18 protein-coding genes are annotated in these 23,811 nt (G+C 62.2%); 10 read left to right on the forward strand and 8 right to left on the reverse strand.

The features are described 5' to 3' along the window. Positions 1-138: 138 nt before the first annotated feature. The 6 genes from CEW89_RS00365 to CEW89_RS00390 form a co-directional block, all read right to left on the reverse strand. Positions 139-1,128 carry a formylglycine-generating enzyme family protein gene (locus CEW89_RS00365; RefSeq protein WP_096804484.1) on the reverse strand — a complete coding sequence of 330 codons (990 nt, stop codon included), beginning with the start codon at positions 1,126-1,128 and terminating at the stop codon, positions 139-141. Further along, complete coding sequence (locus CEW89_RS00370) at positions 1,125-2,948, reverse strand: hypothetical protein (protein ID WP_096804485.1); 1,824 nt, start codon at positions 2,946-2,948, stop codon at positions 1,125-1,127. The genes CEW89_RS00365 and CEW89_RS00370 overlap by 4 nt, the downstream gene beginning before the upstream one ends. After that, positions 2,945-3,961 carry a DUF4123 domain-containing protein gene (locus CEW89_RS00375; RefSeq protein ID WP_157779718.1) on the reverse strand — a complete coding sequence of 339 codons (1,017 nt, stop codon included), beginning with the start codon at positions 3,959-3,961 and terminating at the stop codon, positions 2,945-2,947. Before CEW89_RS00375 ends, CEW89_RS00370 begins: the two co-directional genes overlap by 4 nt. A 296-nt stretch (positions 3,962-4,257) precedes the next feature. Then, positions 4,258-5,289, reverse strand: a complete 1,032-nt coding sequence (locus tag CEW89_RS00380) for an Ldh family oxidoreductase (protein WP_096804487.1) — start codon at positions 5,287-5,289, stop codon at positions 4,258-4,260. Positions 5,290-5,695: 406 nt separating this feature from the next. Then, a complete protein-coding gene (locus CEW89_RS00385) occupies positions 5,696-6,625 on the reverse strand; it encodes a dihydrodipicolinate synthase family protein (protein WP_066705408.1) in 930 nt (309 codons plus the stop codon). A gap of 284 nt (positions 6,626-6,909) precedes the next feature. Beyond that, positions 6,910-7,626 carry a GntR family transcriptional regulator gene (locus CEW89_RS00390; RefSeq protein WP_066705406.1) on the reverse strand — a complete coding sequence of 239 codons (717 nt, stop codon included), beginning with the start codon at positions 7,624-7,626 and terminating at the stop codon, positions 6,910-6,912. Positions 7,627-7,796: 170 nt separating this feature from the next. Here CEW89_RS00390 and CEW89_RS00395 point away from each other — a divergent pair, with 170 nt between their 5' ends. From CEW89_RS00395 to CEW89_RS00440, 10 genes are all read left to right on the forward strand, one after another. Next, positions 7,797-9,044, forward strand: coding sequence for an NAD(P)/FAD-dependent oxidoreductase (locus CEW89_RS00395; protein WP_096804488.1), 1,248 nt, complete (start codon positions 7,797-7,799; stop codon positions 9,042-9,044). After that, a complete protein-coding gene (locus CEW89_RS00400; RefSeq protein WP_096804489.1) occupies positions 9,041-10,054 on the forward strand; it encodes a 4-hydroxyproline epimerase in 1,014 nt (337 codons plus the stop codon). Before CEW89_RS00395 ends, CEW89_RS00400 begins: the two co-directional genes overlap by 4 nt. A 48-nt stretch (positions 10,055-10,102) precedes the next feature. After that, positions 10,103-11,617 carry an aldehyde dehydrogenase (NADP(+)) gene (locus CEW89_RS00405; RefSeq protein ID WP_096804490.1) on the forward strand — a complete coding sequence of 505 codons (1,515 nt, stop codon included), beginning with the start codon at positions 10,103-10,105 and terminating at the stop codon, positions 11,615-11,617. Positions 11,618-11,814: 197 nt separating this feature from the next. Further along, positions 11,815-13,566, forward strand: a complete 1,752-nt coding sequence (locus CEW89_RS00410; RefSeq protein WP_198403469.1) for an ABC transporter substrate-binding protein — start codon at positions 11,815-11,817, stop codon at positions 13,564-13,566. Between the two features lie 127 nt (positions 13,567-13,693). Then, positions 13,694-15,559: a dipeptide ABC transporter ATP-binding protein gene (locus tag CEW89_RS00415; protein ID WP_096804491.1), complete on the forward strand. Its 1,866-nt coding sequence runs from the start codon at positions 13,694-13,696 to the stop codon at positions 15,557-15,559. Further along, positions 15,556-16,542, forward strand: coding sequence for an ABC transporter permease (locus CEW89_RS00420; RefSeq protein ID WP_096804492.1), 987 nt, complete (start codon positions 15,556-15,558; stop codon positions 16,540-16,542). Before CEW89_RS00415 ends, CEW89_RS00420 begins: the two co-directional genes overlap by 4 nt. Further along, on the forward strand, positions 16,539-17,492 hold the full coding sequence (locus tag CEW89_RS00425; protein ID WP_096804493.1) for an ABC transporter permease: 954 nt from the start codon (positions 16,539-16,541) through the stop codon (positions 17,490-17,492). Before CEW89_RS00420 ends, CEW89_RS00425 begins: the two co-directional genes overlap by 4 nt. A 7-nt stretch (positions 17,493-17,499) precedes the next feature. Beyond that, a complete protein-coding gene (locus CEW89_RS00430) occupies positions 17,500-18,783 on the forward strand; it encodes an alpha/beta fold hydrolase (RefSeq protein ID WP_096804494.1) in 1,284 nt (427 codons plus the stop codon). Beyond that, complete coding sequence (locus CEW89_RS00435) at positions 18,780-20,597, forward strand: aminopeptidase P family protein (protein ID WP_096804495.1); 1,818 nt, start codon at positions 18,780-18,782, stop codon at positions 20,595-20,597. The genes CEW89_RS00430 and CEW89_RS00435 overlap by 4 nt, the downstream gene beginning before the upstream one ends. Before the next feature lie 392 nt (positions 20,598-20,989). Beyond that, positions 20,990-21,379 carry an acyl-CoA thioesterase gene (locus CEW89_RS00440; RefSeq protein WP_244906123.1) on the forward strand — a complete coding sequence of 130 codons (390 nt, stop codon included), beginning with the start codon at positions 20,990-20,992 and terminating at the stop codon, positions 21,377-21,379. A 10-nt stretch (positions 21,380-21,389) separates the two neighbouring features. On the opposite strand, the gene CEW89_RS00445 is transcribed toward CEW89_RS00440, so the two are convergent. Beyond that, positions 21,390-23,261, reverse strand: coding sequence for an FUSC family protein (locus CEW89_RS00445; RefSeq protein ID WP_096804496.1), 1,872 nt, complete (start codon positions 23,259-23,261; stop codon positions 21,390-21,392). After that, complete coding sequence (locus CEW89_RS00450; RefSeq protein WP_066705822.1) at positions 23,258-23,719, reverse strand: MarR family winged helix-turn-helix transcriptional regulator; 462 nt, start codon at positions 23,717-23,719, stop codon at positions 23,258-23,260. The genes CEW89_RS00445 and CEW89_RS00450 overlap by 4 nt, the downstream gene beginning before the upstream one ends. Positions 23,720-23,811 lie beyond the last annotated feature (92 nt).

The raw sequence follows: 23,811 nt of genomic DNA on the forward strand, positions 1-23,811 counted from the left end.
TTCTTTATCAATCGTCGCAATCCGCCCTTTGGCGGCATGGATGATATCCTGCGCCTGATCGCCGGTCTCTCGAAGTGCTCTTTCCCGCTCTCAAGGAAAAATCCTGGACTCACACTGAAGTCCCTCCAGAACAATCGCTTAGTCGGTGCCCCACCCCTCGGGGGACGTCGCGCGATAGGGCGGACTGAGCAGGATCGGCCCGGGCACAGTTCCAAACCCGGTCTCGGAGGGCCTCTGATCCAGTTCGACAACACATCGCGCGCCGACATGAGTGGGAGGGAGCCCGTAAAGCTGTCCCATCTCCTCCATCTCTGCCGACTCATACGCGCCCGTCAACATGGCCTTCAGCGTAGCTTCGTATGCCCTGCCGGTGCTATCGGACATGCCGCGTGTTGGAATGGTTTCGTAAAGGGCAGATGAGTAGTCGCTGCCGCCTTTGAAGATGATTGCCTCTTCCGGGTCCGTAGCTGCGCGGTCGCTGACCCAGTCGTAGAGGCCGCCAGACAGATCATAAATCCCCAAGGGGTTGGGCGGGAAACTCGCCACATCGGGGCGATCCTGACTCATCCGGGGCAGCGTGCTTAGATCGAACACGTTGCGCCCATATTCGAAACTGCCGTTATCTGTGGGCCAGAAAGGCGTCTGCCCCCGGCTACGCGCCATATATTCCCATTCTGCCTCTGTTGGCAGACGCATTGGTAGGCCCGCCGCGTCTCCGAGCCAGGCACAATACGCTGTTGCCTCCTGATGGCTGAACGCGGCAGGTCTATTTTCCATTCCCGCCGCGACATCGCGCGCCCTGCCCTGCGCCCGGTCAAAAAGCGCGGCTTCCGATTGGGTGACCTGACGCGGCGCGATGTAAAAGCTGTCGACTGTCACCTGACGCGTTTCCGATGTGCTGTGATCCGCCACATAGGTCTCGATCACGGTGCCATCCTGCCTCTGCAAAGGGGCGCGGTAATTGCCCATTGTGAATGTGCCGCCTTCGACGAAAACCATCGTGGCGCGGGTGCTGTCGATCAAATTCGCACGCGCACGTTTCTCGTCGATCGTTTTGAACGTCAGGCCACCGGCGGCGACCAGCACCGTGGCCCCGGCGATGAGCAGAGTGAGAGACTTGCGTGTCATGCGACATTCCTCACGTGGACAGGTTCACCGGCAAGCATGGTGTTGGTCGGCAAAGAATTGATGGCGCGCACCAGCGTTTCGAATTTGCGTGCAGAGCCACCATCGAGCACAGCGCGCAGACGGGCATAGCCAGAGGCAGCCGAGGATTTCTTGCCTGTCACAGTGATACGCTCAACGACCTGCGCCCATTCGCGTTGGCTCTGCATCGTGCCGACGACGGTGAGAATTGCAGCTTCCTGATGTTCTTCGAAGGAGAAGAGATAGCGTTCGGAGAGTCTGTAGAGAATGGCGCCTTTGGCCTCCGGTGTCGCAAAGATCAGAGCGGTCGGGCGGGCCTTGACCTTACGTGCGAAATCTTCTGCGGCATTGGCGCTTCGGATCGGTTCGAGCGCGGCCTCAAGCGCGGCCCCAAACGCGATGGAGCCTTCGGTGATCAGGGAAATCGTGACCTGAACGAGCGCCTCCCATGCATCCTCGGCGACGAAATGCAGGAAAGCAAAGTCATTGTCCTTGAGCTGGCAGTAGATGTATTTGATGAATTCCAGAATTTTCGCGAAATCCACCTCTCCCAGAAGCCCACCCTTGGCACCGACGCCGAGCACGGCACGGGCCTCGCAGCGGAACATGAATTTGAGGTCCGCATAGGTGATCTTGAGCACCCCTTCGAGACCGGCCCCGGCGTTTGCGGCCACAGTCGCCCCGACGGACACGAAGGCTGCCCATTTGGGGCTTTCGACCACTCCGCCTGCTTCGACAAGGCCCGGATTGTACCATTCGAAAGCGCCTTTGACACTGCCACCCGCCTCAAGCCCGGCAAACAGTCCGGCGGCCACTTCCCCTTTGCTGTCGGCGGCGGAGGGTTTGACGAGGACCTTCCCCGCAGGCTCGGTTTTAAATTCAAGACCTGCGGTGGCATAGACCGAAGCTCCCAACATGGCATTTGCGGACACCGTGGCATTGAACCGGAAATAGCCAAAATCGAGACGCGCCTGCGTGCCCGCCTCAGAGGCATCCTGTTCGGACAGCTCAATCAGAGCGTGCCAGCCATCCCTGTCGACGAAATAGCCGTTGAACGTCGCTTTTGCCTCTCCCAGAATGGCGCGCGCTTCGGCATTGCCTTTCAGAGAGTAAGCGCCTTTTTTCGGATCATAGCCCAGCTGCACGCCAAACCCGGCATAGCCACGCATCAGTTGCGCACCAGCGGAAAGATCGAAATGCGCCCCGCTCGCGGAATAGCTCAGGCTGTCGTTGACCGCATCGACCCATTTGAGCCAATTGGCGTCCCAGACGTCGGTGATCGACCCGGAGGCCTTGCCTTTTGCGATCTGTTGTTTGTAGGCGATCCCGTCCGAAAGATCGGATTTGATCTTGTCGCGCACCGAGGTGAAGGCCTGACGCAGCTTGCCGCGATCAAGCTCCGACGTGCCCGCAGCCCCGGTTTGGGCTTGCAGGAGGGATGTGTCGATTTTGTAGCTGCGCCAATGATTGCGCATCTTGTCGGACCGAATCCGGGTCCATTTTTTGCCCCGGATGGAATAGGCCTGCACCAGATGTTTGTCCGGCAGGCGTTCGGTGGGTCTGACATATCCTTTGAGCATATCGGCGAGATGCTCCTGCGCTTCGATGACGGCTTCGGGATCGCCCTCGACCTTGGCCCGATCCAGGGCGCCAAAGGCGGCATCCATATCGCGGATTTCCTGATTGAGCGCTGTCAGCTCCTCACCTGCGTAAAGGAGAACGTTGCTTTCACCGACAGCCGAGTCGCCGCAAGCCAGCACATAAAAAAGTTCGAATTCACCGCATTCAACACAAATACTCATACATTCTCTCCATCGAGAAGCTCAAGGCAACCATATCTATTCGCATAACGTAACAGCAAGGGGCGCGGAGAAAAAACACCGCTTTCCGCATCGGCCCAAAAGGCAGTGCGGGCCTCTTCAGGGAGGGCGCAAAGAAGCCGGTGCGTCTCCAAAAGACGCGGGGCATGATCGAAACCGGCCTGCATCATTCTGGCAAAGACATAATGGGCAAAGGGGCGCGCATCGGGGGCTGAAATGGCTTCGGCTGCAAGGTTTCGGGCACGGGTGTCATTGACGAAAAGCGCCAATGCGATCCGCGCCGGGCGATCAAGGCGGGGTATGGCCGCCCCCTCGGTTCCTGATCGACCGGCTGTCAGAGCGACGAACTCCCACAGGCCCGGTTCGAGCGCCGGGCGGGGATAGACAAGCTGCATCCCGGCCTGAAAGAATTTCGTCACTGCGGCGGGATCGCTGACACATAGAAGCGCATCAAGCATTCCCGGCTCCTGCAGACGAAAATACTGTGCGATCCCAGCTTCGTCCGACAGTTTGGTGTAATGTTTGAGATGACGTTTCATCGCGTCGGGCGGCAGCGCAGAGGCAAGGAAGATCCCGGCACCGAGCATTTTGCGGGGGTCGTCCCTTTCGGGGTCATGTGCAAAACAAGCGCCTGTAAACGCGGCCTCGCGCGTCAGTTCGACAAGCCATGGCGCGCCATCGGCAAGCTGGGGCGCATCCTTCAGATCGTAGAGACAGCTATGTGCAAGATCACTGCTGTCCAGTCGGGCGGGCAGCCCCTGTGAGCGCGCCGCATCCAAAAGCGCATAGACATGCCAGGTCTGGTCGGGATCTGCGGGCGAAGAGAAAAGCGCATCCAGCACATCTTCTATGGGCTGACGCTCCTCAGGCGCTTGCAGGCCGGTCAGAAGCGGCGGGGCTTCCGCCAGAATCCGGTGCGTCACGGTCTCGTTTTCTTCAGGGTGCAAAAGCGCTTGTGCGATTTGCCAAGGCTCAACCGTTTTTGAAAGGGCCATACCGCGCCTCAATTCGTCGTCTGAACAGGAAGGGTCTCGCCGTATCGGGCGGCACCTCGTTTGGGCGATAAAGTCTTCTGTCGTGCCCGGATTTGCAAACGGAAATATCGGGGGCATTCGGGCGGCGCCGATTGAGGTCTTCGGTGTGCCGGAGCTGCGGTTCGACGCTCCGCACCATGTCGAACCGCAAAGATTTCTTTCCGGCCTGTGGAACATTTCCGCGGGCAACAGCAAAGGTTGGGGGAGACAGCGGGAGGGGATCGTGTCCCGCGCCTTTCCATCGGATGTAGCCGGGCTTAGAGCGCGGCAAGCCCCTCGGCCTCGAACCGGTCGAGCTGTGCCAGTTCCGCCTCGCTCAGGAAAATACCGTCCCGCAAGGAGGAGACGCGTGCCTTGAACCGCCGTTGCGACGGAAGCCGCGCGCCCTGTCCGGCAATCGCGGTCAAAAGCCGTTCGCCCTCGGCCAGCGGATCGCGGCCGCTGCGCGCGGAGAAGGTCGCCGGATCGAGTGCCAGGATCAGCGCGCCATGGCGGGGCAACAGATGCGTGCCGCCGGAGAACTCAAGCGCCTCCTTGCTCATGAACTCGCCCAGAAGCGCACCGGCGAGCAATTCGACCATGGTGGAAATCGCCGAGCCCTTGTGCCCACCAAAGGGCAACATCGCCCCGGCAAGCGCGGCATCCGGGTCCGTCGTGGGCTTGCCGTCGCGGTCGATGGCCCAGCCTTCGGGGATTGGCGTGCCTGCGCGGCGGTGCAGCTCGATCTCGCCTCTTGCTGCCACCGAAGTGGCGAAGTCGAAGACATAAGGGTGGGGGCCCGGGCGCGGCCAGCCGAAGGCAAAGGGGTTGGTGCCCAGCAAAGGCTCGGTGCCGCCGGTGGGGGCGACCGAGGCGTAGCTCGGGCACATGGACAATGCGGCGAGGCCTTCTTCGGCCAGCGCCTCGACATCGTGCCACAGCGCCGAGAAATGCAGACAATCGCGGATCACCAGAGCGGCAATTCCGGTCTCTTTCGCCCGTGCCACAAGCGTGTCCTTGGCGGCAAAAAACGCTGGATTGGAAAACCCGGCATGGGCATCCACCTCGATCACGGCCTTGCCGCTGTCATGGAGCTCCGGGATGGCATCGGGTTTGACCATGCCTGCCTTGATCACGCGCAGACAGCCTTCGATCCGGTAAATCCCGTGCGATTTGCAATGGTCCCGCTCGCCCGCGACGATCACGTCGGTGACGGCACGGGCATTTTGCGGGGTGAGGCCGCAGGACTGGAAAATCGACTGGACACGTGTGTGCAGGGTTTCAACGGAAATCGGGGCAGGGGTGCTCATCTCATAGTCCTTTGGTCCGCAGGGCGAGGCCTGCTTATGTGGTGATGTCGGTGGCGGTGCAGGCGCGGACACTCCGTGAGACAATGTGCTGTCCGAAACAGGCGCAATCTTCAGACCCGGACCGGCGGCCTGTCGGGCGGTTTTGCTGCGGTTGTCGGGGTCGGCACGCAGGTGCTGCCGTTCCGCTTTCCGCCCGTCATCGGCGCTTTGATCCGTGGCTGTGTCCATGCGCACCGTATTTTTTACTATGTTTTCTCGTTAAAGCATGTATTTGCGTCCGCAACAATGAGAGCAATCCCTGACCGACAAGGGCGGCACGATGCACTCTCGATGACGTGCGCGCTGGCATGGAGAAGGCGGGCCACTCAAAGCGCCCGCCTTTGTCCTTCAGAGCGATGTCAGGCGATCAGGCCCAGGCGTCATACCAGGCGCGGAACAGCGCGTATTGGCTGTCGACATGGGCTTGCTGCGCGGGCGAGAGCATATCGGTTTCGTTGAAATGCAGCTCATATTCCGCATCGCCCGCGAGAACCATGAGGCGCTTGTAGAACAGGACAAGTTCCGGGCCTTCGTCGAAGGTCGACAGCACCATCAGCGCGTCTTCCAGCTCTTTGGCTTTCTTGCGGGCCTCGATGTCGCCGGTGGCGGCTTTCTTGCTCAGCGCGACGAGGTGCAGCACCTCTTTCGGAAGCGCGTTGCCGATGCCGGTGATCGCGCCCGTCGCGCCGCAGTTGATGAAACCATGGCAGACCTGAGTGTCGACGCCGACCATGAGGGTCAGGTCGTCATTGCCCGAGGTGATGGTCTCGGCCGCGTAGGTCAGATCCTTGGCGCCGCCGAATTCCTTGAAGCCGATGAGGTTCGGGTAGGCGGCGTTCAGCTCGAAGAACAAATCGGCGCGGGTGGCGAAGCCGTAATAAGGGCTGTTGTAGATCACCGCCGGGATGTCTTTGGCGGCGTCGAGAATGGCGGCGAAATGCGCCTTTTGGGCCGGGACGGACGCGCCGCGGGACAGGACGCGCGGGATCACCATCAGACCTTTGGCGCCGACTTTTGCGGCATGGGCGGCGTGGGCGACGGCGGATTTCGTGTTCACGGCGCCGGTGCCGACGATGACGGGCACGCCGGCCTCGACGAGGACTTCGACGCCCTTCATGCGCTGCTCGTCGGTCAAAAGCGGCCAGTCGCCCATGGAGCCACAGTAGACCACGGCGGACATGCCCGCTGCGATCAGCTCCTGACCCTTGCGGGCCAGAGCCGCGTAATCGGGCTCGCGCGCCTCTGTGCAGGGGGTCATCAGCGCGGGAATGCAGCCGGTAAAGATTGAGTCGCTCATCTGCGGTCCTTTCAAAATGTTCCTTGCAGAGATGCGGTCATGGGCCGGACCTCCTGCGGTGTCATGTGATCCGTGGCTGGACGGTCCGACGTATTTCCCGGGTGCGTCCAATCGTGTCGATTTTTGAAATACCATTTGGATTAGCAATTGTCGACAAATAAAATTTAAAAATGAAAGCCGAAGTGAAAATGATTAAAAAGCAATCGGTTGTTGGTGATGTTTGTGCCGGAAATGAAAAAGAGCGGCCCTGAAAGGCCGCTCTCGTAAAGGGGATGTGCTGCCGTTTAGAGCGACAGGGTCGCGTTCGGGCGCGTATCTGCGGAGATATAAGACTGGATCTGCAACACGATCTGGTCCGCATGGATTCGGGCCAGCTCATCCGCGCGGCTCACGTCCCGGGCGACAATGGCGGCAATCATGTCTTCGTGCTCGGTGACATATTGTTGCGGCAGCTTGTCGTTGAAAGAAGAATAATACAGCCGCAAGATGCGTCGGCCTTCGTCCAGCAGCCGGGTGAACAGTTCGATGTAATAGCGATTGCCACCCGCCCTGGCGATGGCGACATGGAAATCGCGATTGCTGGCAATCATCCCGAGCACATCCTGTTCGGCGACGGTCTGGGCAAAGGCGTCCTGAAACGCCTGAATTTCCGCGATATGCTCCGGGCGATGCTTCTGCGCGGCAAGGCGGGTGGTGACGCGGTACATCAGTGTGAGCGCGTCAAAGAAGTCGGCCAAATTCAGAAAGTCGATGTTGGAGACGATCGTGGCGCGGTTGGTCAGCGTGGTAATAAGCCCCTCGGCTGCCAGCCGCACAAGCGCCTCCCGGATCGGCGTGCGCGACAGCGAAAACCGCTCGGACAACTGAACCTCGTCGATCGGGCTGCCGGGGGTGAGTTTTAGCTCGATGATCTCGTTGCGCAGGGTCTCATAGACATGCGTGACCCCCGATCCACGCTTTAGCGGAGGGTGATCGGCTTTTTTTTCTTTGGTTTTTGTCATGAGTTGGATGTCCTCTGCTCAACGTGAAATATGTTTGCATAAACGGGGAATACGGCGCCATACCCTTTTAAAAATTTTTATTGTCGACAAAGCAAATGCAGAGTGTTAGCGTTCCGGCCATGAGATTAGGTCGTGAGATCTGGCCGTGAGATCAGGGAAGGGCTCTCTTCATGAAGGTTTGTGTTATCGGAGCGGGAATCATCGGCGCAAGCGCCGCGCTCGATCTGGTGCGTGACGGTCATGCCGTGACGCTGCTCGACCGCGACGGCGTGGCCGCCGGAGCCTCGCAGGGCAATGCCGGTGCCTTTGCTTTTGCCGATGTGATTCCGCTGGCGACGCCGGGGATCATGAAGAAGGCGCCGAAATGGCTGCTCGACCCGCTCGGGCCGCTCTCCGTGCCGCCCGCCTATGCTTTGACAATCGCTCCCTGGCTCATCCGGTATTGGCGCGCGAGCTGGCGGGACCGCTATGTCGCAGCACTCAAGGCGCAGTCCGACATGATGCGCCTGTCGCAAGAGGCGCTCGATGCGCTGGTGGCCGATTTCAATCTCTCCGATCTTATCCGTCCCGAGGGACAGATGCAGCTCTACGAAGGAGAGACCGCGTTTCAGGCCAGCCAAAAGGGCTGGGACGAGCGCCGCAAGGCCGGGGTGAAATTCGAATTCCTGACAGGCCCGGAGGCGATTGCCGAGATTCAGCCCGGCATTGATCCGCGCTTTACCCATGCGGGGTTCACGCCCGAGTGGAAAAACGTCACCGATCCGGCAGTCTGGACCCGTCGCATCGCTGAAGAGGCGCAGCGTCTGGGCGCCACTTTCGCCCGCCGCGATGTCACCCGGATCGAACCGGCAGAGCAGGGGGCTGTCGTGCATTCTGAGGAAGGCGCGGAGCGGTTCGATAAAGTTGTCCTGGCCGCAGGGGCCTATGGCAATCCGCTTCTCAAGACCCTCGGCCTCAAGCTGCCGCTCGAAACTGAGCGCGGCTATAACACCACACTGCCTGCCGGCGCGTTCGATCTGAAAACCCATCTGACCTTCTCCGATCATGGCTTCGTCGTCACGAAAATCGGCGAGGGCGTGCGGGTCGGCGGTGCGGTCGAACTGGGCGGGATGACCCTCGCCCCGCGCATGGCCCGCGCCGAGGCGCTTTTGACCAAGGCCAAGCGCTTCCTGCCGACACTCGACACCGAAGGCGGCACACAATGGATGGGGTTCCGCCCCTCCATGCCGGACTCCCTCCCTGTCATCGGCGCACATCCCGACACCTCTTCCGTGGTGTTCGCCTTTGGCCATGGCCACCTGGGTCTCACGCAATCTGCGGGAACCGCCCGGGTGGTCTCTGATCTGATCGCCGGGCGCACACCGTCCCTCGATCTTACCCCGTTCCGTCCCACCAGATTTGCCGGATATCGCGCATGAGCAATCACACCTTCACCTGTATCGACGGCCACACCTGTGGCAACCCCGTGCGTCTTGTGGCGGGGGGCGGTCCGCGTCTCGAAGGCGCGAACATGATCGAAAAGCGCGCGCATTTCCTGCGCGACTTCGACTGGATCCGCACCGGGCTGATGTTCGAGCCGCGCGGGCATGACATGATGTCCGGCTCCATCCTCTACCCGCCGACGCGCGAGGATTGCGATGTCGCCGTGCTGTTCATCGAGACCTCCGGCTGTCTGCCGATGTGCGGGCACGGCACCATCGGCACGGTCACAATGGCGATCGAGAACGGGTTGGTGACGCCGAAAGAGCCGGGCAAGCTCATGCTCGATACGCCCGCCGGTCCCGTGTCCATCGACTACCGCCAGGAGGGCCGTTTCATCGAGGAGGTGCGCCTCACCAATGTGCCTGCCTTCCTCTATGCCGAGGGGCTGATCGCAGAGATTGACGCGCTGGGCGAGGTGACGGTGGATGTGTCTTATGGCGGCAATTTCTACGCCATCGTCGAGCCGCAGGCCTGTTTCAATGATATGGCCGATTTTACGGCGGGCGAGTTGATCGAAATGAGCCGGGCGCTGCGTCGGGCGCTCAATGAGAAATACGATTTCGTGCACCCCGAAAAGCCCGAGATCAACGGGCTGTCGCATATCATGTGGACCGGCAAACCGACGATCGAGGGCGCGACGGCCCGCAACGCCGTGTTCTATGGCGACAAGGCCATCGACCGCTCGCCCTGTGGCACCGGCACCTCGGCGCGCATGGCGCAATGGGCCGCCAAAGGTCGGCTCAACGTGGGTGATGAATTTATCCACGAAAGCATCATCGGCAGCCTGTTCAAGGGCCGCGTCGAAGCCGCCGTCAAAGTCGGTGCCAAGGACAAAGAGCGCGATGCGATCATCCCCTCTATTGGCGGATGGGCGCGCCAGACCGGCTTCAACACCATCTTCATCGACGACCGCGACCCCTATGCCCACGGGTTTACCGTGGTGTGAGGTGTCGTGCGCGGCGTCGGCTGTTCTGAGATTCTGAAAGGATACGACATGACATTCACCCCGCATGGGAAACATTTGATTGCAGGCGCATGGGTTGCGGGCGCGGAGAGCTTTACCTCCACGCCGACGACCGGCGAGGGCCAGAGTTTTTCCAAAGGCACGCCCGCGCTGGTCGACCAGGCCGTGCAGGCCGCAGAGGACGCGTTCTGGACCTATGGCTACACGACGCGCGAAGAGCGCGCGGCGTTTCTCGAAACCATCGCCGCCGAGATCGAAGCCCGCGCCGATCTGATCACGCCCACTGCCATGGCGGAAAGCGGCTTGCCCGAAGCGCGTCTTGTGGGCGAGCGCGAACGCACCACTGGCCAGCTCAAACTTTTTGCCGATCACATTCGCAAAGGCGACTATCTGGACCGCCGCCATGACGAGGCCCTGCCGAATCGCGCGCCTCTGCCGCGTCCCGATCTGCGTCTGATGCAGCGCCCCATCGGGCCGGTCGCGGTGTTCGGCGCGTCGAACTTTCCGCTCGCTTTCTCGGTCGCGGGCGGGGACACGGCCTCTGCCTTGGCGGCGGGTTGTCCGGTCGTTGTGAAGGGCCACGAAGCCCACCCGGCCACCTCCGAGATCGTCGCCGACGCCTTCAAAGCCGCAATTGAAACATGCGGCTTGCCTGCGGGCGTCTTCTCAATGGTGCATGGCGGCGCGCACAAGGTCGGCGCGGCTTTGGTCCAGCATCATCTGATCAATGCCGTGGGCTTCACCGGCTCTCTCGCTGGTGGCCGCGCGCTGTTCGATCTCTGCGCCAAGCGGGTCAACCCGATCCCGTTCTTTGGCGAGCTGGGCTCGGTCAACCCGATGTTCCTCTTGCCGGAGGCGCTCTCGGCACGCGGTGAGGAGCTTGGCAAAGGCTGGGCCGGGTCGCTGGCGATGGGGGCGGGGCAGTTCTGCACCAATCCGGGGATCGTCGTGGTTATCGAAGGCGCCGAAGAAGAGGCCTTTACCAAAGCGGCGCTCGCGGCGCTCACCGCCACCGGGTCACAGGTCATGCTCACCGAGGGCATCGCCAGCGCCTATGTCAAAGGCGGCGCCAAGATCAAAACCCAGCCCGGCGTGCAGGAGCTTTTGACCCAGATGTGCGACCGCCGCGAGGCGAAACCCTTCCTGTTCAAAGTGAAGGCCGAAGATTGGCTGACGAATGAGACCCTGTCGGAAGAGGTCTTTGGTCCGCTCGGTCTGATCGTCACCGTGAAGGACGCGGCGCAAATGATCGAGGTGGCGAAATCCTTTGAGGGCCAGCTGACCGCGACCCTGCATATGGATGAGGCCGATATGGCGCTTGCGGGTCAGCTCATGCCCATTCTCGAACGCAAGGCGGGCCGCGTCATGGCAAATGGGTTCCCGACCGGCGTCGAGGTGTGCGACAGCATGGTGCACGGCGGGCCTTACCCGGCCTCGACCAATTTCGGGGCGACCTCCGTGGGGACGATGGCGATTCGTCGCTTCCTGCGTCCGGTCTGCTATCAGAACATCCCGTCTGCCGTTCTGCCGCTGGACCTCGTGTAACCATCACATCCCGCGCCCTGATCTGTTGTTTTGACAGGTCAGGGCGTTTTTCGTTTCTGCTTATATTTTGCGCATATGTTAAAAAATGCGCATAAAACATTTTTAATCTACATTAAAAATACAAATAGTATTTTATACTGGATTGCGAGCGATGCTGTTGCTAGCGTGGCTGCATAATGAACAAGCAGGGAAGTCACATGAAACTGATACAGCTCTCGAAGCACGCGTTCCGGAACACAGCGGTCTGCACGGCCATGACGCTTGCACTGGCGGGTGGAGCACTGGCCCAGGATGCGCAAAAGGGCGGCACGCTCAGGATCGTCGGCACAGCCGATCTGGATCACTTCGACCCGACGAGTGGGGCGCTGGTGACCACCAACAATTTCCTGCGTGCGACGCAACGCACGTTGATCAGCTATCACGCCTCCACCGACGAAGAAGAGCGCATTCGCCCCGTCGGCGATCTCGCCACCGAAGTGCCTCAGCCGACGAACGGGGGGCTGACCTACACCTTTCATCTGCGCGAAGGAGCGATGTGGAACACGCCGGGCGGCGCGCGTCAGATCACCTCGACCGATTTCGAGCGCGGCGTGAAACGCATGTGCAATCCGGCGCTGGGGTCCGCGATGCTGACCTATTTCGTGTCGCTGATCGACGGGATGGACACGTTCTGCGACGGCTTCGCCGAGGTGGAACCGACGGTCGAAGCGATGAAGGCCTATATCGAGGAGAACGACATCTCGGGCATCACCCAGCCTGACGATCTGACCGTTGACATCACACTGTCCGAGACCGCGGGCGATTTCATCTACATGGTGTCCCTGCCGACCTCCGCGCCCGCACCGATCGAAGTGCTCGACTATATGCCGGATGGGCCGGAGTATCGCGAAAACTTCATCGCATCCGGGCCTTACACGCCGGTGGATTACGTCCCCGACGCCTCCCTGACCCTCGCGCGCAACCCGGCCTGGAGTGCCGAGGCGGATCCGCTGCGCGCCGCCAATGTCGACAATATCGAAATCACCTTCGGCATTCAGCCGGATGCGGCCATTCAACAGCTTCAGGCCGGCGACGCGGATATGGTCTATGACATCACCATCCCACCCGCGATCCTGTCGCTTCTGACCGCGACGGCGGACGACAAGGTGATGACCATGTCGGCCGGGCGCACCGCGTTTCTGTTCATCAACACCGTGTCCGACAACAATGGCGGCGCCTTGAAGGATCTGCGCGTGCGTCAGGCTCTGAACTACGCCATCGACAAGACGGCTCTGGTGCAGCAGATGGGCGGGCCTGCCATGGCACAACCGCAAAGCGGCATCTTCGGCGCTGGTGTTCTGGGCTATCACGACTTCGATCTCTACCCCTCCGAGGGCGATGCCGGGGATCCCGAGAAGGCGCGCGCGCTTCTGGCCGAGGCGGGCTACCCGGATGGCATCACGCTTAAGATGCCGTATCGCAATCAGAACAACCAACCGGAGATCGCCCAGACCATTCAGGCCGCTATGGCGGAGGCGGGGATCACGTTGGAGCTCACTCCGGTGACGGCCTCGGATTACTATTCCAAATTCATGACCAATCCGCGCAACACCGAAGAGGGGGCATGGGACATCGCGCCGGTCGGCTGGGCGCCGGATTGGGTCGGCGGCGCTGCGCGGTCGGTCTTCCAGCCGCAGTTCACCTTTGATGGGCGCCACCAGACCTACAACTACACCGACTACAACAATCCGGAGGCCAATGAGGTCGCCAAACAGGCGATCAACGCCACCACGCCCGAAGAGGCCGCGCGGCTCTGGGCCCAGGTCGACGAGCTGGTCATGGCCGATGCGCCGGTGGTGCCCTACTACTCGGAGCAGGTCGTGCTTTATCGTGGGCCCGCGGTCGAGAACTTCCAACCCTACGCGTTGGGCGGGCAGGGTGATTGGACCAATGTCTGGCTGAATCGCTGACACACTGAGCCATCGCTCTGAACACTGGATTGCAGCCGCTTCCCCTTGGCTGCAATCCGAACCGACTTCCAAATGCACAACAGAGTTCCGTCCGGCCATGGGCCGCGGGACCACAAATGGACCTGAAATGCCCCTGATAGAAGCGCGCAACGTCACCATTCGTATCCCAACCGAAGACGGGGGGATCCATGCCGCCAATTCGGTGTCCTTTTCCGTCGAAGAAGGCGAACTTTTCGGCATTGCGGGCGAGTCCGGGTCGGGCAAAAGCGTCCTGATGCAGGCCATCGCGGGGTTGTTGCCGGGCGCCGAGATCGAGGGCGAAGTGCTGTTCAACGGGCGCGACATGCTGACGATGAGCGAGGCGGAGCGGCGTGCCCTGCGCGGGGCGCAGATCGGCATGATTTTCCAGGACCCGCTCTCAAGCCTGCATCCGTTTTACACCATCGGATCGCAGATCGCCGAAATGATCCATGCCCATGAAAAAGTGGACAAAGCCGAAGCGAGACGGCGCGTGGTCGAGATGCTCGAACGGGTCGGCATTGCGGAGGCGGACAAAAGATACGATGCCTATCCTCACGAATTTTCCGGCGGCATGCGGCAACGCGTGATGATCGCCATGGCGCTGATCCTGCGCCCGCCGCTGATCATCGCCGACGAGCCGACCACCGCGCTCGATGTGACAGTTCAGGCTCAGATCGTCGAACTGCTGGACGAGATGCGTCGCAGTTTCGGCACGACGGTGATCATGATCACCCATGATCTGGGGCTTTTGTCTTCGGTCGCCGATCATGTGATGGTGATGTATGCGGGCACCCGGCTTGAGATCGGCGCGACGGAGGCGCTGTTTGCCATGCCGGCGCATCCCTACACGTTGGGCCTGTTGCGTTCTTCGCCCGCCGCCGACAGCAATGGCAGCCCGTTGATCCCGATTGCCGGCAAGCCACCAAGCCTCTTGGCGCGACCCCGTGGATGTGTTTTTGCGCCGCGCTGTGCGCAGGCCAGCGACCTGTGCCACACGACGCCCCCGCCGCTGCGCCGCTATAGTGACGCGACCGAGGCGCTGTGCCATTTCACGGCCAGCCTTCCTGAGGATGAGCCTGTGACGGAGCAAACGACCCCGCCTGCCGCATCGCGCACATCCGCGCGCTATGTGGTCGAGGCCTCCGGCCTGTCGCTCACCTACCGCACGAAAAAGGGCTTTGGCCGGGCAGTGGAGAACCATGTTTTGAACGGCGTGGACCTGACCGTGCGCAAGGGCGAGACGCTGGGACTGGTGGGCGAATCCGGCTGTGGCAAATCCACACTCGCCCGCGTTTTGGCCGGTCTTGCGGTGCCGACCGATGGCGAGGTCAAAATTCAGGGCGAACCCATCGCCAGCCTCACCGCCGCACGTTGGCGCGAGATGCGGCGGCGGGTTCAGATGGTGTTCCAGGACCCTTTCGGCTCGCTCAATCCGCGCCGTCGTGTCGGTGCGATCATCAGCGATCCGATGCGCATCCACAACATCGGTACGGCGGCCAGCCGCAAGGCGCGGGTGCAGGAACTCATGGAAATCGTCGGGCTGAATCCCGAACATTTCAACCGCTTCCCCTCCGAGTTCTCCGGTGGCCAACGGCAAAGGATCGGCATCGCCCGTGCGCTGGCTTTGGAGCCTGCGCTGATCATCCTCGATGAACCGGTCTCGGCGCTTGATGTCTCGATTCAGGCGCAGATTCTGAACCTCTTGCAGGCGCTTCAGCGCGAACTGGGTCTGACCTATCTGTTCATCAGCCATGATCTCTCGGTGGTGCGCCACATCTGTGACCGGATCGCCGTCATGGACAAGGGCCAGATCGTCGAAAGCTCCACCTCCGAGCAGCTCTTCCGCGCCCCCGCACATCCCTTCACCCGCGAACTTTTGGGGGCCACACATCATCCCCCGGCTCTGACTGGAGTGGACACACGCCATCTGATTTCGGAAACGCCCTTTATGACACAGGAGGCCCAGGCATGAGCAACGCCCCCTCTTCGACGTCCTTCTCGGATGCACCTGAGATCGTCCAGCGCGGTGCCTTTGCCCTAACCATGCGGCGCTTGTTGCGAGATCCCGCGACGCTGATCGCCTTCGCCTTTATCGTGCTGCTGAGCCTCTTCGCCATTTTTGCCCCGCTGACCGAGATCTGGACCGGCCACAGTGCGATCGAGCAATATCGCGAGACCGGCATGACGCCGATGGGCCTGCCCGTCGGGCCGAACGGGTCTTTTCTGATGGGCACCGATCAGCTTGGTCGCGATGTCTTTGTACGACTGGCTTACGGTGCACGAATTTCCCTTGCCGTGGGTGTTTTGGCCTCGCTCGCTGCGGCGACGATTGGCGTGACCATCGGCATGTGCGCGGGGTTCTTCGGCGGTTGGGTCGATACGGTTCTGGGCCGGATCATGGATCTGGTGATGAGCGTGCCGTTCCTCCTCTGCGCACTGGCGCTGGTGTCGGTCTTCGGCCCGTCTCTGAGCCTGTCAGTCTCGGTCATCGTGTTCTTCAGCTGGACGACCATCGGGCGGGTGATCCGCGCCGAAAGCGCCTCTATTGCCAAGCGTGAATTCATTCAGGCCAGCCGCTCGATGGGGGCGTCGAACCTGTCGATCCTGATCCGCGATGTACTGCCCAATCTGGCGGTGCCGATCATCGTCTACACGACGATGATGATCCCGTCCTCCATCGTGTTCGAAGCGACGCTGTCCTTCCTTGGCCTTGGCATCGTGCCGCCGACGCCGAGCTGGGGCGGGATGTTGGCCGATGCGGGGGCGAATTCGATCTACCTCGTGGCCTGGTGGCTGGTGGTGTTCCCGGGCTTTGCGCTTTTGTTCACGACGCTTGCCTTCAACATTCTGGGTGACGGGTTGCGCGATGCTTTGGACCCGAAAGGGCGCAAGATCGTCCGCCGCCGTAAATCCCGCAAAAACCGCACTACAACTCGCAAGGAGACCGCGCAATGATCGCCTTTCTGACCCGTCGTCTGTCTTTTGGCGTTCTGGTGCTCTTCACGCTCAGCGCCTTCGTCTTCCTGCTGTTCTATGTCGCGCCGGGTGATCCCGCGCGGATGATCGCGGGCGAAAAGGCCACCGCGCAGCAGCTTGCGCAAATCCGCGAAAACCTCGGACTCGACCGCCCCATTCTGGTGCAATACGCGTCGTTTCTGGGCGATGCGCTGCGGGGCGATCTGGGGTTTTCCTATCGCAATCAACAGCCTGTCGTGGATCTGATCGTGCGACGCATTCCAGTCACTGTGTCCCTGGTCTTGGGCGGTGTCGTGGTCTGGCTTGCCATCGGCATTCCCATCGGCATCATGTCGGCGCGGTTTGCCGGCGGGCTGCGCGACCGTTTGGGGCAGGTGTTCATCCTGATCGGGCTGAGTTTTCCGACCTTCGTTTTGGGCATGCTGGCGCTTTACACGCTGTATTTCCTGCCGCGCAAAAATGGCTTCGTGCTGTTCCCGCCCGGCGGCTATGCGCCTTTGCTCGACGATCCGCTGAAATGGGCGTGGCATCTGACCCTGCCGTGGCTGACGCTGGCTCTGGTGACGGCGGCGATCTATGCCCGGTTGACCCGTGGCCAGCTTTTGTCCGTGCTGGGCGAGGATTACATCCGCACCGCCCGCGCCAAGGGGCTGAGCGAGCGTCGCGTGGTCTACAAACACGGCATGCGCGCGACCCTGACCGCTCTGGTCACGCAATTGGGCGCCGATATTGCCGTCATGCTGGGTGGCGTGATCGTCATCGAGCAGGTCTACGGGCTGCAAGGTGTCGGTTCCATGGCTGTGCAGGCGGTGCGCAATCAGGATCGACCGATCATCATCGGTGTCGTCCTTTTGGGCGGGCTGTTCATCGTTATCTCCAATATTCTGGTCGATTTGCTCTATGCGGCACTCGATCCACGCACACGCTGAGGGTTCCATGTCGTCTTTGTCTTATTCCATCCCCGGTCTGGTCCTCACGGATCACAGCCTTGCCGTGCCGCTCGATTGGTCGAAGCCGGAGGGCGAGACCATCACCTTGTTCGCCCGCGAGGTGGTCGATCCGATGCGCAAGCATGACGACCTGCCCTGTCTTCTGTTCCTGCAAGGCGGCCCCGGCGGCAAGTCCAACCGGCCTCAGGACGGCACGCCACCCTGGCTCGACGTGGCGCTCAAACAGTTTCGGGTGATCCTGATGGATCAGCGTGGCACGGGCCGCTCCTCGCCGGTCGAGGGACGTCATATGGCGGCGTTTGCGACGGCGGAAAAAGGCGCGGATTTCCTCTCCTGTTTTCGTGCCGACAGCATCATTCGCGATGCCGAACACCTGCGCAAAACCCTCTTTGGTGGGCGTAAATGGTCCACTTTGGGGCAGAGCTACGGCGGGTTCCTGACGCTCAGCTACCTGTCCTTCGCGCCCGAGGCGCTTGAAGCCTGTTACGTGACCGGCGGCTTGCCCGGTCTCACGGCCAGCGCCGACGATGTCTATGCCCGCACATTCCCGCGCGTGAAGGCCAAGACGGAGACCTTCTACGCCCGCTATCCGCAGGATGTCGAAACCGTTGCCCGCATTGCCGATCTTCTGACGCAAGAGGATGTCCGGCTGCCCGATGGCGACAGGCTGAGCGTGGAGCGGTTCCAGACGCTTGGTATGGATTTCGGCATGGCACCCTGTTTCGAAAATCTGCATTGGCTGCTGGACGAGGCCTTTGCCGCAGACGGCGTTTTGAGCGACACGTTTCTGTTCGAGGTCATGACCCGCACAGGCTTTGCCACCAATCCGCTTTTCGCCGCCTTGCAGGAGACGATCTATGCCCAAAGCGGCAATGTCTCCGCCTGGGCGGCGCAGCGGGCGCGGGAGGTGCATCCGGAGTTCGCCCCCGACCAGCGCCCCCTGATGTTCACCGGCGAAATGATGTTCCCTTGGATGTTCGAGGACATTCGCACCCTGCGCCCGTTCGCTGCGGCCACGGATGCGCTGGCCCGGCGCCGGTTCGATGCGCCGTTCTACGATCTGGCGCGGCTGCGGGACAATCAGGTGCCGGTGGCGGCGGTCGTCTACTACGACGATATGTATGTCGATGCCGGGCTGTCGCTGGACACGGCGGGTCGGGTTGGCAATCTGCGCGCCTGGGTCACGAATGAATACGAACACGACGGGTTGCGCCGCGATCCGCGCGTGCTTCAACGCCTGTTCGACATGGTGCAAAGGGGCCTGCAATGACACCCGCCGACAAACTCGCCACTCTGCGCGGCTGGATGGCCGATCATGGCCTTTCCGCCTATCTCGTTACCTCCGCCGATGCGCATCAAAGCGAGGATTGCCCGGAGCGCGACCGTTGTCTGGCGTGGCTCAGCGGGTTTTCCGGCTCTCTGGGGCGGGCCTTGATCACAGCGGATCGGGCGATCCTCTTCGTCGATGGCCGCTATCAGGTGCAGGCCACGCGGCAGGTCGATCCCACGCTGTGGCAGATCGCGCATTTGCACGATGCGCCCCCCGAGGCCGCTTTGCGAAGCTTCTCAGAGCCGCTGCGGGTCGGTTACGATCCGATGCTCTGGACCGTGTCGCAGATTGAGGAGATGACGGCGGCGATTGCGCCCGCCGGGCATGATTTCGTTGCGTTGAGCGTCGATCCCTTCGCCTTGATCTGGTCGGACCGCCCCGCCGCGCCGATGGGGGCGCTGCGGCGGATGCCGGATGAGGTCGCCGGGGAAAGCGGCGCTGAAAAACGCGCGCGTGTGCGGGAGCATTTGCGCGAACAGGGTCTTGCGGCCTGGGTCGTGACGCGTCCCGATGACATCGCCTGGCTGACCAACACACGGGGGCGCGATGTTCCGATGCATCCGGTGCCGCTGTCCGTCGCGATCCTGCCGGTCGATGGTCCGATGATCTGGGCCATTTTCAAAGACAAACTGACAGCCGGTCAGATCACCCCCGACCCGGATGTCGAGATCACGCCGCCCGAGCGGTTTCTCGATCACCTCGCGCAGATCGCCGAAGGCAATGCGATCGGGCTCGATCCCAATTTCGCGCCGCAGGCGGTCGAAGCGGCGATTCTCAAGGCCGGGGGCACGCCGGTGCGGAGCGACGATCCCGTCACGGTTCTGAAGGCCGCGAAGAATGCGGTGGAGCTTGCGGGCTATCGCGCGGCGCATGTCAAAGACGGGGTCGCCTGGACCGGGTTCATGGCGTGGTTGGCCGAGACTGTGCCCGCGCGGTTCGCCACAGGAAATCCGGTGACGGAATGCGAAGCGGCGGATGAAATCCTTCGGCTGCGCCAGCAACAGGACGGGTTTCTGGAGGCCAGTTTCAACTCGATCTCCGCCGCCGGGACGAATGCCGCAATGTGCCATTATGCGCCGAAACGGGCGGAGAATGTGCCGATCACCCCCGAAGCGCTCTATCTGCTCGACAGCGGCGGGCAGTACGTCAACGGCACCACGGACGCCACCCGAACCTTAGCCTTCGGTCCCGTGTCCGAGGATGTCCGGCGGATCGCGACGGCGGTACTCAAAGGCTTCATCGCCCTGTCCTCTGCACGGTTCCCGGAAGGCAGCTTTCCACATCATCTTGATGCTCTGGCGCGCGCGCCTTTGTGGCAGATGGGGTTGGATTACGACCACGGCACCGGCCATGGCGTGGGGCACAGTCTTCTGGTGCACGAACATCCGCACCGCTTCGGCAAACGTGCCAATCCCTATCCGCTCTTGCCCGGTCATATCATGACGATCGAGCCGGGGTATTACCTAGAGGGGCAGTTCGGTCTCAGGATCGAAAATCAGGTCGAAGTGATCGCCGACCCGGAGGTGCCGGGGTTCTGTCGCTTTGCGCCATTGACCATGGCGCCGATCCCGCTCGGGCTGTTCGATATGGCGCTCCTGACGGATCGGGAGCGCGGCTGGCTCGATCAGTATCACGCGCAGGTGCGCATGCGCCTCGCCCCCTTGCTGTCAGGGATCGCGCGGGATTGGATGCTGGCTCAGACCGAGCCTTCTGCCAAGGTGGGTCATTCGCAGGGGCTTCCGCGCAATGAATGACCCAATCCGCAAAGCGGATGTCTCGGCGTGCTCTGGCTTTGGTCATGCCCGGGAAGCTAGCGCGCTGCGACGATGCCGCCATTCGGCGCAAGGCCGGGTGTGCGGCTCGTCCGGTTTGGGGGCGATGTCAGCGGGCGGACCGCGCTCGGATGGACGTCCCAAGCGGATCGGGATTGGTGATCCAGATCGCTTCCGGGCCATCAGAGGCGGCATGTTTTCCGGCAGACGCAAGGTTCTGTTGCGCTGTATCCGGGTCCGCGCATCGTGGCTGGCCAGCTTGCCATGCGATGTGGTGAAAGCGGCTTTGCTTTCCGGATCAAGGGGTTGAGGTCGTCTGTTTGCTGTGCCATCTGGAAGACAGGGGGAGCAGTCAGAGAATGGAAGCCCAGATCATGTCAGATGCACATACACCCGACGGCATGGAGCTCACGCTTCGTACCCTTGCCATGCCAGCCGATACCAATGCCGCCGGGGACATCTTCGGGGGGTGGGTGATGAGCCAGATGGACCTTGCCGCCGCGATCCGCGCCAATGAGCGCTGCAACGGGCGCACGGTGACCATTGCCGCGAACGAAATCGTCTTCAAGCAACCGGTGAAAGTGGGCGATACGCTTTGCGTCTACACCGCCGTCGATCAGGTCGGGCGCAGTTCCATGGTGATCCGCATCGAGGTCTGGGCACGCCGGGCCTATACCGCGCAGCGCGAGCATGTCACCCAGGCCCGCTTCACCATGGTGGCGGTCGATGCGGAAGGCAAACCGCGCCCGGTGGACGCCGTCTGAGGCCGCGCCATCAGGCGTTGGTGAGGGCCGGTTTCAGCGTGTCCAGCCCTTCGAGCGCCTCGCGAAACAGCGCCGCTTCGGGTCCCGGGCGCTGGCTCAGCCGTGTGAGTGCGGTGAGGGCCTGTTGCGGGGCCGGCCCCATTCTGGCCAGTTCCTTGAGCGCCTCGCGTGCGGCGGCACGATCTTCCGCGCTCTGGGCCGGGTCGGCGGTGATCCGGTGACACCACATTGCCGCATGGCCGAGGTTCAACACCGCCAACCCCGCGTCCAGCGCCGCCAGATGCGCGCGGTTGGACCGTTCCGAGAGGCGCACCAGACGCAGGGTGCGGTGATACAGCCGGGCCTGCCAATGCGATCGCGCCCTGAGCGCTTTCGGATCGGCGGCCAGATCGCGCAGATCATGGATCATCGCCCGCATCACCGTGTCGGTGCGACGTTTGAGATTGGCGGGATAGACGGTAAGATAGGCGACCATCGCGGCAATCGGGGCGGCAACCACGGCCAGCCCCGCGGCGAAAGAGCCGCCAAAGCTGCCGGTGAGCGGCCAATGCGGCTGTGACATCAGCATCAGCACCATGTTGTAATCGAAACTCATCGCCACGGTGCGGCGGTGGCCGACAAAGACCGGGCCGATCAGGATGAAGGGCAGGGCGAGGAGGATCATCTGCGCCTCGCTCTGAGCGAGCGGCCAGACCAGCCAGCGCAGGGCGAGCGCACCGATGACCCCGGCGAGCTGGCCGTAGAACACCCATTTCATCATCTGCGCCGGGTTTTCGAAGGTCGAGAACAGCGAGATCATCACCGACAGCCCGAGCAACATGAACGGGCCGACGCTCCAGCCGGTGAACAGCCAGAGGCCGCCGAACAGGGCGATGGCGCCGAGTGCCCTCAAGCCGGCCTCGCGTGCGCCGACCCAGTCGCGATGAAGCACCACGGGCGGGGCGATCTCGCTCAGGCTGCGGCGTTTGTGCGATTGCGCATGCCAGTCGCCAAGCGCGGTTTCGACGGCGGTGAGTGTCTCGGAGAGGCGGGGGGAGAGGTTCTCGGTCGCGGCGGCCTGCGTGAGGGCGGCACGGGCGGCGGAAATGTCCTGATCGGCCAGTGCCTTGGAGGCCCCTGCGAGGCCTGCGCGGAAGGCGGGAGCCTGCGCGGGGCCGTGTTTCCAGAGCAGAAGCGGCGTGGCGGCGATCAGCAATGCGCGGGTGGCGCGAATGGTCTGGCGCGAACGGATGGACCCGGCGGCATGAGGGTCGAGCCCGTCCTCGACGGTGGCCAGTTCGTTCAGAAGAGCGCGTTTGTCGCTCTCGGTCGGTGTGGCGCTGGCGGCCTTGTCGAGCATATCGGACAGCAGTCGGCGCACCCGCTCGCGCAATTCTCCAGTGGCGGCGGCGGGAGCGAACAGAGACCCGACCAGCGTGGCGACGACCACCCCGGTGAGCACGGTGGCAAGCCGGTCGACGCCGAGGTGCAGCACCTGATCCGGGTGGGCGGCATCCAAGAGCGACACCATCGCTGCGGTGTAGCCCGCAAGCACGGTGCCATAGGCCACGAAGCCGCGTTGAAGATTGCCGATCCAGGTACAGGCGCTGACCCAGAGCGCCAACCCCACGACCAGAAGCGCCGGGTGGATCTGCATCGCCAGCACCAGAAGCACGCCGACGATTGTGCCGCTCACGGAGCCCAGAAGGCGGAACAGGCTTTTCTCCCAAAGCTGGCCACGGGTGGGTTGCGAGGCGGCCCAGACCGTCATCGCAGACCATTGCGGGTGTTCGAGCCCGATCAGCCAGGCGAGGACGAAGGCGGCACAGGCGGCAAGCGCGGTGCGGAAGGCAAAGCCCATCCGAACAGTGTCGAAACCGCGGGCGGTCAACCAGGCATTCATGAGGATTTCTGCTCCAGAGTGGCCTCGACACGGGCCGAGATTTTCGCGAACCCGGCGAGCAGGGCGGTCACATCCGCCTCGCTCAAGCCGGTGAGGAGTTCGGCCTCGACCGCGCTCAGGTGCCGCTTGATGCGCTGCACTTCCGTGCGGCCCTGCGGCGTCAGGACGATCAGCCGTGCTCGCCGGTCCTGCGGGTTCACCCGCCGCTCGATCAATCCGCGCTCCGCGAGAATGTCCAGAAGCCGCACCAGCGTCGAAGTGTCGAGGGCGACGCGTTCGGCCAGTTCCGTCTGGCTGATACCGTCGCCATCGGCCTCGAGATGCACGAGCGGCGCCCATGTGGCGTCGGTCAGCCCGGCGCGGGCAATCTCGGCATGGATCACCTTGCGCCAGCGGCGGGAGAGCTGGATGAACTGAAAGCCGAACAGGGTTTTGGGGGAGGAGTCATCTTGCGCCATGATTTGCATGTGCATCAAAATGATTTGGTATTCAAATTAAATGCACGCAAGCCGGGATTGCACAGCATGCAAGCCTCGGCCCCGGGTCATGC

This window comes from Celeribacter ethanolicus (genome assembly GCF_002407265.1).
GTDB lineage: Bacteria > Pseudomonadota > Alphaproteobacteria > Rhodobacterales > Rhodobacteraceae > Celeribacter > Celeribacter ethanolicus.

Coding starts and splice junctions, on each gene's coding strand:
- CEW89_RS00365 (WP_096804484.1), bottom strand. CDS start 1,128: ATGACACGCAAGTCTCTCACTCTGCTCATCGCCGGGGCCACGGTGCTG.
- CEW89_RS00370 (WP_096804485.1), bottom strand. CDS start 2,948: ATGAGTATTTGTGTTGAATGCGGTGAATTCGAACTTTTTTATGTGCTG.
- CEW89_RS00375 (WP_157779718.1), bottom strand. CDS start 3,961: ATGGCCCTTTCAAAAACGGTTGAGCCTTGGCAAATCGCACAAGCGCTT.
- CEW89_RS00380 (WP_096804487.1), bottom strand. CDS start 5,289: ATGAGCACCCCTGCCCCGATTTCCGTTGAAACCCTGCACACACGTGTC.
- CEW89_RS00385 (WP_066705408.1), bottom strand. CDS start 6,625: ATGAGCGACTCAATCTTTACCGGCTGCATTCCCGCGCTGATGACCCCC.
- CEW89_RS00390 (WP_066705406.1), bottom strand. CDS start 7,626: ATGACAAAAACCAAAGAAAAAAAAGCCGATCACCCTCCGCTAAAGCGT.
- CEW89_RS00395 (WP_096804488.1), top strand. CDS start 7,797: ATGAAGGTTTGTGTTATCGGAGCGGGAATCATCGGCGCAAGCGCCGCG.
- CEW89_RS00400 (WP_096804489.1), top strand. CDS start 9,041: ATGAGCAATCACACCTTCACCTGTATCGACGGCCACACCTGTGGCAAC.
- CEW89_RS00405 (WP_096804490.1), top strand. CDS start 10,103: ATGACATTCACCCCGCATGGGAAACATTTGATTGCAGGCGCATGGGTT.
- CEW89_RS00410 (WP_198403469.1), top strand. CDS start 11,815: ATGAAACTGATACAGCTCTCGAAGCACGCGTTCCGGAACACAGCGGTC.
- CEW89_RS00415 (WP_096804491.1), top strand. CDS start 13,694: ATGCCCCTGATAGAAGCGCGCAACGTCACCATTCGTATCCCAACCGAA.
- CEW89_RS00420 (WP_096804492.1), top strand. CDS start 15,556: ATGAGCAACGCCCCCTCTTCGACGTCCTTCTCGGATGCACCTGAGATC.
- CEW89_RS00425 (WP_096804493.1), top strand. CDS start 16,539: ATGATCGCCTTTCTGACCCGTCGTCTGTCTTTTGGCGTTCTGGTGCTC.
- CEW89_RS00430 (WP_096804494.1), top strand. CDS start 17,500: ATGTCGTCTTTGTCTTATTCCATCCCCGGTCTGGTCCTCACGGATCAC.
- CEW89_RS00435 (WP_096804495.1), top strand. CDS start 18,780: ATGACACCCGCCGACAAACTCGCCACTCTGCGCGGCTGGATGGCCGAT.
- CEW89_RS00440 (WP_244906123.1), top strand. CDS start 20,990: ATGTCAGATGCACATACACCCGACGGCATGGAGCTCACGCTTCGTACC.
- CEW89_RS00445 (WP_096804496.1), bottom strand. CDS start 23,261: ATGAATGCCTGGTTGACCGCCCGCGGTTTCGACACTGTTCGGATGGGC.
- CEW89_RS00450 (WP_066705822.1), bottom strand. CDS start 23,719: ATGGCGCAAGATGACTCCTCCCCCAAAACCCTGTTCGGCTTTCAGTTC.